At 62.9% G+C, this 10,402-nt stretch carries 13 protein-coding genes; 3 read left to right on the top strand and 10 right to left on the bottom strand.

All coding sequences use genetic code 11. The features are described 5' to 3' along the window. Positions 1-361, bottom strand: a 361-nt coding sequence (locus B7G52_RS22345) for a sulfatase-like hydrolase/transferase (RefSeq protein WP_170954852.1), incomplete at its 3' end; no start/stop codon positions are given. A 79-nt stretch (positions 362-440) separates the two neighbouring features. Here B7G52_RS22345 and pcaQ point away from each other — a divergent pair. After that, on the top strand, positions 441-1,379 hold the full coding sequence (pcaQ, locus tag B7G52_RS22340) for a pca operon transcription factor PcaQ (protein WP_141397529.1): 939 nt from the start codon (positions 441-443) through the stop codon (positions 1,377-1,379). 325 nt (positions 1,380-1,704) lie between these two features. Next, positions 1,705-2,397, top strand: coding sequence for an IS6 family transposase (locus tag B7G52_RS22335; protein ID WP_096699864.1), 693 nt, complete (start codon positions 1,705-1,707; stop codon positions 2,395-2,397). A 70-nt stretch (positions 2,398-2,467) separates the two neighbouring features. Here the strand turns inward: B7G52_RS22335 and B7G52_RS22330 are convergent, their stop codons facing one another. The 5 genes from B7G52_RS22330 to B7G52_RS22310 are packed head-to-tail and all read right to left on the bottom strand — an operon-like array spanning position 2,468 to position 7,156. Beyond that, positions 2,468-3,484 carry an FAD-binding oxidoreductase gene (locus tag B7G52_RS22330; RefSeq protein WP_096699863.1) on the bottom strand — a complete coding sequence of 339 codons (1,017 nt, stop codon included), beginning with the start codon at positions 3,482-3,484 and terminating at the stop codon, positions 2,468-2,470. Continuing rightward, positions 3,481-4,458 (bottom strand): PdxA family protein, encoded by a 978-nt coding sequence (locus B7G52_RS22325; protein ID WP_240523588.1) that lies wholly within the window; start codon positions 4,456-4,458, stop codon positions 3,481-3,483. The genes B7G52_RS22330 and B7G52_RS22325 overlap by 4 nt, the downstream gene beginning before the upstream one ends. Continuing rightward, entirely contained in the window at positions 4,455-4,919 is a 465-nt protein-coding gene (locus tag B7G52_RS22320; protein WP_096699862.1) for a nuclear transport factor 2 family protein, read from the bottom strand. The genes B7G52_RS22325 and B7G52_RS22320 overlap by 4 nt, the downstream gene beginning before the upstream one ends. A gap of 27 nt (positions 4,920-4,946) precedes the next feature. Next, on the bottom strand, positions 4,947-6,179 hold the full coding sequence (locus B7G52_RS22315; protein WP_096699861.1) for an aromatic ring-hydroxylating dioxygenase subunit alpha: 1,233 nt from the start codon (positions 6,177-6,179) through the stop codon (positions 4,947-4,949). 5 nt (positions 6,180-6,184) lie between these two features. Beyond that, on the bottom strand, positions 6,185-7,156 hold the full coding sequence (locus B7G52_RS22310) for a tripartite tricarboxylate transporter substrate binding protein (RefSeq protein WP_096699860.1): 972 nt from the start codon (positions 7,154-7,156) through the stop codon (positions 6,185-6,187). Positions 7,157-7,275: 119 nt separating this feature from the next. Here B7G52_RS22310 and B7G52_RS22305 point away from each other — a divergent pair, with 119 nt between their 5' ends. Continuing rightward, positions 7,276-8,037, top strand: a complete 762-nt coding sequence (locus B7G52_RS22305; protein ID WP_096699859.1) for an IclR family transcriptional regulator C-terminal domain-containing protein — start codon at positions 7,276-7,278, stop codon at positions 8,035-8,037. Positions 8,038-8,059: 22 nt separating this feature from the next. Here the strand turns inward: B7G52_RS22305 and B7G52_RS22300 are convergent, their stop codons facing one another. From B7G52_RS22300 to B7G52_RS22290, 4 genes are all read right to left on the bottom strand, one after another. Continuing rightward, positions 8,060-8,350: an acyl-CoA thioesterase gene (locus B7G52_RS22300; RefSeq protein WP_371329059.1), complete on the bottom strand. Its 291-nt coding sequence runs from the start codon at positions 8,348-8,350 to the stop codon at positions 8,060-8,062. Beyond that, positions 8,311-8,811: a DUF3375 family protein gene (locus tag B7G52_RS22295; protein WP_170954851.1), complete on the bottom strand. Its 501-nt coding sequence runs from the start codon at positions 8,809-8,811 to the stop codon at positions 8,311-8,313. The genes B7G52_RS22300 and B7G52_RS22295 overlap by 40 nt, the downstream gene beginning before the upstream one ends. Further along, complete coding sequence (locus tag B7G52_RS24510) at positions 8,808-8,993, bottom strand: DUF3375 family protein (protein WP_141397530.1); 186 nt, start codon at positions 8,991-8,993, stop codon at positions 8,808-8,810. Before B7G52_RS24510 ends, B7G52_RS22295 begins: the two co-directional genes overlap by 4 nt. Positions 8,994-9,280: 287 nt before the next feature. Then, positions 9,281-10,240 (bottom strand): IS5 family transposase, encoded by a 960-nt coding sequence (locus B7G52_RS22290; protein WP_096699857.1) that lies wholly within the window; start codon positions 10,238-10,240, stop codon positions 9,281-9,283. Between the last annotated feature and the right edge of the window lie 162 nt (positions 10,241-10,402).

Raw genomic sequence — 10,402 nt, 5'->3', positions numbered from 1 at the left:
GGGGTGCGGCGCGCTCCAGCTTGGGGGGCAGGCCGGTGTTGTTCTGCAAGTGCGCCTTGCCCACCAGTGCGGTGGCGTAGCCGGCCTCTGCCAGCAGCTCGACGAAGGTCACTTCGTCCATTGGCAGCGGCAGCCCATTGCTGCGCACACCGTGCACGGACGATGGCCGGCCGGTCATCAGGCTCGCCCGGTTCGGCATGCACACGGGATTGGCGACATAGAACCGCTCGAAACGAACACCGCGTGCCGCGATGCTGTCGATGTGCGGGGTTCGCAACACGGGATGGCCAGCGCAGCCCAAGAGGTCGGCGCGGTGCTGGTCGGAAAGGAAAATGACGAAGTTGGGGCGGCGCGTGGACATCGGGCGACTCTAAGGAGATTGGCCGCCGCTGGCCACTGAAACTCCGTCGCGGCGGTATTCCACCTTGTTATGCTTCGGCATGGTCAGCATCAACCGCCTCAAGATCCGACACCTTCATACCTTGGTGGCCGTTGCGGAACAAGGCACGCTGATGCGCGCTGCTGAAGTGCTTTCGGTCACGCAGCCCGCCGTATCCAAGACGCTCGCGGATCTGGAGCAGATCGTCGGCCAACGCCTGTTCGAGCGCACGCCCAAGGGATTGAAACTCACAAGTGCGGGCCGGGTGCTGCTGCGGTACGCCGGCAGCGGCCTGCGAGCGATCCGCGAAGGCCTCGACAGCATCTCGGACGAGCGCACCGTCGATGCGCCCGCCTTGTTGATCGGGGCGTTGCCGAACGTCGCAGCAACCATACTGCCGCCGGCACTGCTGCGCTTCGCCGCCGACTTACCGCATGCACGTGTCACGGTGCGCACTGGCAGCAATGCGCAGCTGATTGCGGCCCTGCACCAAGGTGCACTTGACCTCGTCATTGGTCGCCTGGCGGAGCCGTCGGCCATGCAGGCGCTCACGTTCGAGCACCTCTATACCGAGCCTCTCGTGTTGGCGGTGCGCCCCGCGCACGCGCTGGCACGACGCCGTCGCATCACTGCCGACACGCTGTCCCGGTACCGGCTGGTCCTGCCCGATGCCGGCACCCAGATCCGCGAAGCCGCAGACCGGTTTTTTCTGGCCAGTGGGATGGGGTTGGCGAAAGAGACGATCGAGACAATCGACGTCTCGTTCGGCCGCAGCTACGTGCTGCAGTCGGATGCGGTCTGGTGCGTGCCGCTCGGCGTGGTCGAGGACGATCTCAGCGAAGGCGCGCTCGTCCGTCTGGCGCTCGACACACGAATGACCGAAGGTCCTGTGGGTCTGACCCAGCGAGTCGATCGCTCTCCCTCGGAAGCAATGAGCCGGCTGGTCCAGGAAATCCGGCAGAGGGCCTTGGAGCGGCTGAACGCCCCGCCGTTGACCTGAGGCGTCCGCGAGCTGCACCCGCTTGTGCTTGACCGACTGCAATGCGGCGTTCTTCGACGTGGATGTAGCGGTGTTTCTGGGGACGCTGACGGGGGGATTGTGGAACGCCGAGATCGGGGCCCCGGTCAGCCCAAGGCGACATGACGCCGCCAGGGCAAGTGCGGATCCGCCCCATAGTCCGAAACCACCCATGTTCGCGTCGTGTGATCGGCGACGTCGGCGAGAAATTCGCGGACGACGCGGGCTGAAGCGGTTTTGTCGCATTGGCGGTCGTACCGCCTGCTCATTTATGCTGAGCTCTTTTTTACGACGGGTATGAAACGAGATGCTGGCAACCAAAGGAATGCGCTTTCCAATCGACATCATTTTGGTGTGCATCCGTTGGTACGCGGCCTATCCGTTGAGCTACCGCCATCTCGAAGAGATGATGGAGGAGCGCGGTGTGTTTGTCGACCACTCTTCAATCAACCGCTGGGCGATCCAGTTTCTGCCCTTGCTTGAAAAGGTCTTTCGCAAGCACAAGCGCCCGGTGAGCGGCAGTTGGCGCATGGACGAGACTTACATCAAGGTCAAGGGCGCCTGGAAATACCTGTACCGCGCCGTGGACAAGGAAGGCAAGACGGTTGACTTTTTGTTGACGGCCAGGCGCGACAAGGCCGCAGCCTTGCGGTTCTTTGAAAAAGCCATGAAGGCCAGCGATTTTCCCGAAAAGGTCACGATGGACAAGAGCGGTGCTAACAAGGCGGCCATGGATGAAATCAATGGCCGAGGCGAAACGCCCATCATCGTGCGGCAATTCAAATATCTGAACAACATCGTTGAGCAGGACCACAGGGCAGTAAAGCGAGTCACCAAACCGATGCTCAACTTCAAGTCATTTCGGGCAGCCAGAAATGTCCTGGCCGGCATCGAACTCATGCACATGATCCGTAAAGGTCAGCTCCTGCTGCAAGGCTGCATCAAGCTGTCTTTTGCTGACCAGTTTTATTCACTGGCAGGACAAATCCGTCCCGTTTGAGGAGCTGGCATCCGTTCCTACCCAAAACACGTTCATCAGCCGGCAACGCGACAGAACCCCGGTCAGACGGTCACGCTGGCTGCGCGGACGGGCCGGGGACGAACACGTCCGCATGGAAATCATCGGGAGCGAGCCCCGCTTCTGCAGCGGCGCTGCGTACCGCGCTCACCATCATCGGTGAGCCACAGCAGTAGACCACGTGGCCGGACAGGGCGGTGAAATTCGCACGCAGCGCCTGGTCTACGCGGCCGGTGAAGGCGCCCGTGACGGAGTCGACCGGACCGTCGCTGAGCGCCGGAATGAAGCGGAAGTCCGGCCACTGCTTTTGCCAGCGCTCCACCGCCGGCCGCAGGTAAAGGCCGTTCGCCTCGCGCGCCCCCCAGATCAGGGTCGCGGGGCGCTTGACGCGGCGCTTGAGCATGTCGTCGAGGATGGATTTCACCGGCGCGAAGCCGGTGCCGCCAGCGACGAACACGATGGGCCGGGCATCGTCAGCGCGCAGCGCCACTTGACCGAAAGGCAGTTCGACCTGCAGTGTGTCACCAGGGACCAGCTGTGCCACCTGCGCGCTGAAGCGTCCGCCGGGAACGTGTCGGATGTGCAGGGTCACGCCATCGCTTTCCTGCGGCGGGTTGGCCATGGAGTAGCTGCGGGTGCTACCGTCATCGAGCAGAACCTGCAGGTATTGGCCGGCCTGGAACCTGGCGCGCTGACCGGCGGGCAGGCGCAGGCGCAGCACGGACACGTCGGGTGCGGCGAGTTCGTTGCTGAACACCCTGGCGGTGAAAGTCTTGCGTGCGGAGGGGTCCAGCCGCTTCCAGGACGTGGGCCGCAGCACCACGTCGGCAACAGGCGTGCACATGCAATACAGCACCTGGCCGGACGTGCAGGCGTCGTTGCGGATCGCCGCGCCATTGATGCCCGTCACCTGACCGGCGGCAAGGCTACCTGCGCAACTGCCGCAAACACCTTTGCGGCACGAATAGGGCAGCTCGATGCCGGCGAGCAAGGCGGCGTCAAGTACGCTCTGACCGGACGTGCAGTCGAAGGCGATCTCGGCAGTGTCGATGGAAATGCGATGGGTCATGCCGGAATTGACTTTTGTTCTTCGCGGCCCGGCACGCCCGACAGCAGGGCCATGGTGCGCAGCAAGGCCGTCGGGTCGGCCACGCCGCGGCCGGCGATGTCCATGGCGCTGCCGTGGCCCACGCTGGACAGCAGCGCGTTGGCGCCAATGCTTAGCGCGCTGGCCGCGTTGGGCGCCAGCAGCTTGATGGGGATGTGTCCCTGGTCGTGCAGCATGGCCACGTACAGGTCGTGCCGGCGCTGCGCCAGCAGCATGTCGGCGCCGTGCGGGCCGTCGATGCGGTAACCCTCCGTGCGCAGCTGCGCCACCGCCGGCACCACGGTGTGCGCGTCTTCCGGGCCGAACAGCGTGCCTTCCGAGGCGTGCGGGTTGATGCCGAACACGCCGATGGTCGGGTTCTCCACGCCGAGCAGCGCGCAGGTGCGGGCCCCGGCGCGCACCGCACGCTGCACCAGCTCGGGCGTCAGCCGGTCCAGCGCCGTGCGCACGCTTTCGTGCAGCGTGACATGCACGATGCGCAGGCCGCCGCCGATCAGCATCAGGAATACCTCGTCCTCGGGCAAGCCGCACACGCGGGCGAGCAGCGAGGGGTAGCCGCTGAACGGGATGCCGGCCTGGTGGATGGCGGTCTCGTGGTGGGGGCAGGCGATGACCGCCCCGAATTTGCCCGCGCGGCAGGCGTTGATCGCGGCGGTCGCCGATGCGACCGCCGAGGCGCCCGCGGCGGGGTCAATGCGGCCCGGCACGGCCGCGCTGTCCGGCAGCGCGCCGGCTTCGACGTGGTGCAGTTCCGGCAGCAGCGCCAACAGGTCCAGGGCGGCGGCGGTCCGCTGCAGCACGGCGGCGGGCCCGAAGACCGTGATCCGCTGCCTGTCCTCCGCACTGAGCGCATGGAGTGCCTTCAGGGCGATTTCCGGGCCAATCCCGTTGGGGTCGCCCAGCGCCAGCGCCAGGCGCGGTGTGGCAGGCCTCACAGCGGCAGGGCCATCAGGGTGTCGGTGACCGTGCTGTCGCAGATCGCGACGCGCTCGGCGAGCAGCAGCTTTCCGTCCTGCCGCACAAACCGGTCGCGGTACACGCCGGTGGCGAATACCTCGGTCTGGCCTGTCGCCATGATGCGCACCACGATGAAGGGCGTGCGCGCCCGGGCGGCGCCGGCGTCGGCTGATTCCAGCAGGGGAATGCCCAGCAGATGACGATAACGCTGGCGTTCGTAGATATTCGCTTCGCGCAAGGCGGCAATCCTGTCCTCCAGCATGGCCCGCGAGTCGGCATAGACAATGCCGGCAGCCAAACCTTCCTGTTCGTTCTCGACATGGGTGATCCGGTAGTGGCAGTCCGGGGTGAAAAAGCCGGGCCACTGCTCCAGCGCATCGCTGTCGATGGCATGGGCGTAGGCGGCGTTGAAGGTGCATAGGGCCAGCAGGTCGATCATGGGATGGTTCTCTTGTCGTGTGACAGCTCAGGCGCCCATGTGGTGGCGATAGGCTTTCCAGAAGCCGCGCACCGAGGTCTCGGTGGCGCGGCCTTCGCTCGAGCCGGCGTGGTCGCCGCCCATCTCGACCACCGCTTGCATATTGCTGGCGCCGGCAATGCCGCGCTGCACGAAGCCGCCCACGGCGCCGTCTTCCATGGAAATGAAGCCCGCCGGGCCGACCAGGTTGGACTGCTTGAGGCGCACCTTGCGCTGCTCCGGCGTGTCGTCGGTATAGCCGAAATAGGTCCAGTTCAGTTCCGTGCGGTCCACGTCCTTGGGTAGAACCTGTCGCACGGCCAGGCAGTTCTGGATCTGCTGCAACACGAAGCCGGGGAAGACCGACAGGATCTGCAGTGTCACGCCGTCGTTGTACTCGGTGAAGCCGGCCAGCAGGCTGGGATCCTTGAGGCGGTAGCGGTCGTTGTCCGAACGCAGGGCCTGGTCCTTGTAAGAGGAATCCTTTTCAGCTGTCGTATCGATCATCGAGAAGCTCACATGGTGGCCCCCCGATTCGTCGACGATCACGCCGCCCTTTTGCGATAGGCGGTTCAGCTCGAAGGTGGTGAAGAACAGGTGCAGCAAACTGGCGTGGTAGCTGTCCTTGACGTTCTCCATGTACAGCTTCCAGTTGTTGGGCAGGGCCTGGGTGAAGCGCCCGATGACTTCCACCGGCTTGTGCATGACCCGCTCGATGCGCTGGCAGATTTCGTCGCCCAGGTACTCCTCGATGCCGGGTACGTCCTCGGAGAAGCTGCCGAACACCAGGCCGCTGAAGGTGGCGATGCGCAGCTTGCGCGGACCGTGCTCTTCCTTGCAGAAGTCGGGCGGCATGCCGCCCTGGCCTTTGACGCCCTTCTCGAAGGCCACGCCGGTCAGGTCGCCCTGGCGGTTGTAGCTCCAGGCGTGGTAGACGCACTGGAAATTTTCCGCTTTGCCCGACTTTTCCAGGGCAATCAAGGCGCCCCGGTGCGCGCAGCGGTTTTCGAAGGCATAGATTTCATTGTCGCCGTCACGCACCACCACGACCGGTGTCTCCCCGGCGAAAGTGGTGCGGTAGCTGCCCGTGTCCGGCAGTTCGGCTTCCAGGCAGAGGTAGTTCCAGATGTTTCCCCTGAAAATGCGTTCCTGTTCAAGCGATGGCAGATCTCGGTCTGTGTAAAGGCTGTAGGGAATCCGCGTCAGCGCGGGGCTTCTCCAGTGGATAGGCTGTTCACGCATGCCGCTTACTCCAGTTTCACCTTGGCGCTTTGAATCACCTTGTGCCATTTTTCGGTTTCGGCGCGGATGAAGCGGCCGGTCTGCTCGGGCGACCAGCCGCGCGGCTCCGCCCCCTGCTCCGCGAATTTTTGCTTGACGTCCGGCAAAGCCAGGGCGTCGGCGAAGGACTTCTGCATGGACCCCGCCACCGCCGCGGGCGTGGTCGGGGGCGCCACGACGGCAAACCAGGTCACCGCATTCATGGCAGGAAGCTTCAATTCTGCGAAAGTGGGGATCTGCGGCAACGCTGTCGATCGCTGCTCGTCGGCTACCGCGAGGATCCGCAGCTTGCCGGCCTGGTGGAAAGGCATGGAAGAACTCAGGTTGTCGAAAAACACGTCGACCTGTCCGCCGATGAGGTCCACCAACGCCGGAGCGGTTCCCTTGTAGGGGATGTGCGTCATTTCGGTCCCGGTCAGTTGCATGAACAGGCTGGCTGTCAGGTGCGAGGTGGACCCGTTGCCTTGCGAGGCATAACCGACCTTGCCCGGGTTGGCCTTCAGGTAAGCAATGAACTCGGCCAGGCTCTTGACCGGGAGCTTGTTGCTGACAGCCAGCACGTTGGGCACGGTTGCGACAATGGTGACTGGCGTCCAGCGCGTCGGGTCAAAAGCGAGCTTGCTGTAGAGGTTGTGGTTGATGGCGATGGGCCCCGGTGGCGATACGAGCAGCGTTGTGCCATCCGGCTCGGCGCGATACACCAGGTCGGCGCCAATGTTGCCCCCCGCGCCTGCGCGGTTGTCCACCACGACGCCTGCGGGGAAGCTCCCGCGCATTTTTTCCGCAAGAATGCGCGGCAGGATGTCGGCCGTTCCGCCCGCTGGAAAGGGAACAATGAGCTTGACCGACTTGTCCGTTGGCTGGGCGATCGCGCTGCCGATCAGGCAGACGCTGGCGAGCAGCGCGGCGCCGATACGCCGGTTGAAAGGTGTTGTCATTTATTAGTCTCCGTAACCACGTCAAAGGATGTCGAGTGTGCCCTTTCAGGAGCCGGTGAAACAAGCTACATTTTCGTAATGCGCAAAATGTGTCCCTAATTCTTGATGGAGATCAGAGCATGCAGGACAAAAATATCGTTGTTTCCCTGCAAAAGGGCCTGGAGGTACTGACCTGTTTCGGCCGCCAGCACAGCCGCCTGACTGTTTCGGAAGTGGCCCGGTTGACCGATGTTTCACCCGCTTCGGCCCGGCGTTCGCTGCTCACATTGCAGGCGATGGGCTATCTGGGCGGTGACGGCAAGCATTTCTGGATGCTTCCCCGTAGCCTGCTGGTTGCCCACGCCTACCTCGCCTCGCGCCCCACGCCCTCGCTGGCCCAGCCTCTGCTGGACGCGTTGTCGGAGCGGACGCGTGAATCCGCGTCGCTGGGAACCTTGCTGGACGATGACGCGATCATCATCGCGCGGTCAACGGCCCGGCGCAGCCTCAGTACGGGCTTGGGCATTGGTTCGCGCTTGCCGGTGTACTGTTCCGCCATGGGCCGGGTCTTGCTGGCAAGCATGGCTCCGGAAGACGCGGCACGCCGGGTGCATGGCATGCCTCGGCCGCGGCTTACAGCCGAAACCGTGGTCGACGCATCGCTGATTGTGAAGTTGGTGGAGCGCTGCCGCAACGACGGGTATGCGACCAATGACGGAGAGCTGGAGACCGGGGTGCGCTCGATGGCTGTTCCGGTGGGCGACCGGGCCGGCAATGCCGTCGGCGCCATGAGTATCGCCGTGCGTGCCGAACGCATGACCATGATCGAGTTTCGAGACGCCTTCCTGCCCGCATTGCAGCGCGCCAGAACGACGCTGGCTGCACGCCTTTTTTCGCAATAGGCGCCCCGACGCCTGCCTGGCTTCAATCGCAGAGGCTGCGAATCTCCGGCGGAATCGGCAAGGCCCGGATTGCTTCCGGGTTGTCGGCGCGGCGGCCGGCGAAGATGCGCACTTCATCACATTCCATGATGAGATTCGCCGCCCGCATCACCCGGTAACGCTGCACAAAACTTTTCTCCCGCCATTCGGGGATGGAGGTGTGAATATCCAGGGTGTCGCCATACGTGGCGGTGCGCAAAAAGTGCGAGTGCGTGTTCACCAGCGGCGTGCCGATCACCCCCAGCGTTTTCTCGGTCTCCTGCCAGGACGGCACACCGCACTGCACAAAGAAGTGGCGCGATGCGGGTAGACCCGCAGCAGCTCCTCGATGCCAACCACTGAGGACTGCTGCAGGCGCTCGTAAATGTTGCGGCGCAGAACGCCGAAGTCGATTTCGGAGTTGCGCACCATGCTCGCAATGTCCTGCAAGGTCATGCCCGACTTGGGCGCGTCCTCCATTCCGCCAGCGGCGGCACGGTCTGCCGGATCGTAGAGCCGCCACTGCGCTGCCGAGCGTAGCTGGGCGCTCGGCAGCCACAACGAGAAGCCGACATCCTGGTTGGGGCGAATCTGCTCCTTGATGGCCAAGGCGTCGCGCTGGGACTCCCGCAGAACGGCGCTGAAGCGGCGTTGCTCCTGGTACTCCCGACTCTGGACGAAGGTACGCAAGCTGCGCGAGAAAGTCTGCAGCACCTCGTGCACGTTGCCACCTTCATCGAGCAGCCGGTTTGTCAAGTTCCGGAGGAACCTCTTTTCGCCGACGCCAGGCGCCGTGTAAGCCATCCCTCTGACAACCACAAGGTCAAATACGCTGGGGCGCTCTGCGCCATGTCCTCTCCGGCGCCTTTGAGCTGCTGCAACTCCTGCTGTAGCTTCTCGAGCAGCACCGAAGCGGGAACAACCTTCTCCTCGCCCAGCTACAGCAGGTGTTGCAACACTCCCAGCACCATCGGGGCTTTATCTGAGGCGAGCAGCTTCCACAGCGGCTGCTCTCGCAGCTGCCGCAGCTGGGCGATTGTCTTGACTGCTCTCACCTATCCGCCGTTAAGGATGGTCTGAATAACTCACCGCCAATTGGAGTAGTGGTCGGTTAGTTTTGAGGCGGTGGGACTTTACGAGCAATCCCCTGGAATTTCGTTGTTTTCGGGGACCTGTTGGGCTAGTTTCGCCCTTTGCAAAGCCTTCGCCCTGTTTTCGGGCGCACTCATGCAACAGTCACCATCAATTTGCTGCGCATCATCCACAGATTGGACAGCGCAAACAGCGTGAAGAGCTGTGCCGTGTTTTTCTTCAAGCCACGATAGCGAACCTTCACAAAGCCAAACTGGCACTTGAGCACCCGAAACGGGTGCTCCACTTTGGCCCGGATGCCCGTCTTGAGTTTTTCTGCCCGGTCGATCATGGCGTCGACCTCGTTTTCTTTGTTGAGCGCACGGCGCTTGCCAGGACGCATGGCCACATGCCAGGTGACCCCCGTCTTGGCATCAGGGCGCTTTTCGATTCCCTGGTAACCCGCATCACCAAAGGCAACCGTTTCCTGCCCGTGCAGCAAAGTGCTGCCTTCAACGATATCACTGACGTGGCCAGAGGTTCCACGCACGGTGTGCACTAATCCAGAATCCGCATCGACGCCGATATGAGCTTTCATGCCAAAGTACCACTGGTTGCCCTTCTTGCTGGAGTGCATGTCAGGGTCGCGTGCTTTGTCTTTATTCTTGGTGGAGCACGGTGCTGGAATTAGGGTGGCGTCTACTGCGGTGCCAGCCTTGAGTAGCAATCCGCGCTGGGTCAGAAGTTCGTTGACGGTGACCAGAATTTTCTCTGCGAGTTTGTGTTTCTCCAGCCGGTGGCGAAAGCGCAGGATGGTCGATTCATCGGGCAGGCGGGCAAACCCCTCAAGCTGCGCAAACTCGCGCAACAAAGGTGTGTCGAAGAACGCCTCTTCCATACCTGGGTCCGACAAGGTGAACCATTGCTGCATGAAGTGAATCCGCAGCATGGTCATCAACGAAAAGGGTGGCCTGCCATTGCGACCTTCTGGATAGAACGGGGCAATGAGTTCGACCAGCGCGCCCCACGGCACGACTCGCTCCATCTGCTCCAGGAACTCGCGTTTGCGAGTTTTCTTCACACTGAGATTGAGAGCCAAAGCTGCTTGTTTCATGGGTAATATTTTCTGGCTCGTCCGGGGAATCTGTGGGTAGTTTCTGAGGGTTTGGGGATAACGACATGGATTTTCCAGTGGGTTAGATATCCCGCCCGCCGTGGACAAGGCACCTGCCTACAGACGAGCCTGGGTACAGCGGCTCGGCGGTGCGTGACTTGC

Origin of the sequence: Polaromonas sp. AER18D-145 (genome assembly GCF_002379095.1) — a bacterium.
Taxonomy (GTDB): domain Bacteria; phylum Pseudomonadota; class Gammaproteobacteria; order Burkholderiales; family Burkholderiaceae_C; genus Polaromonas.
The sequence above is the reverse complement of the archived record's forward strand: the minus strand, read 5'-3'. Positions and strand labels throughout refer to the sequence as shown.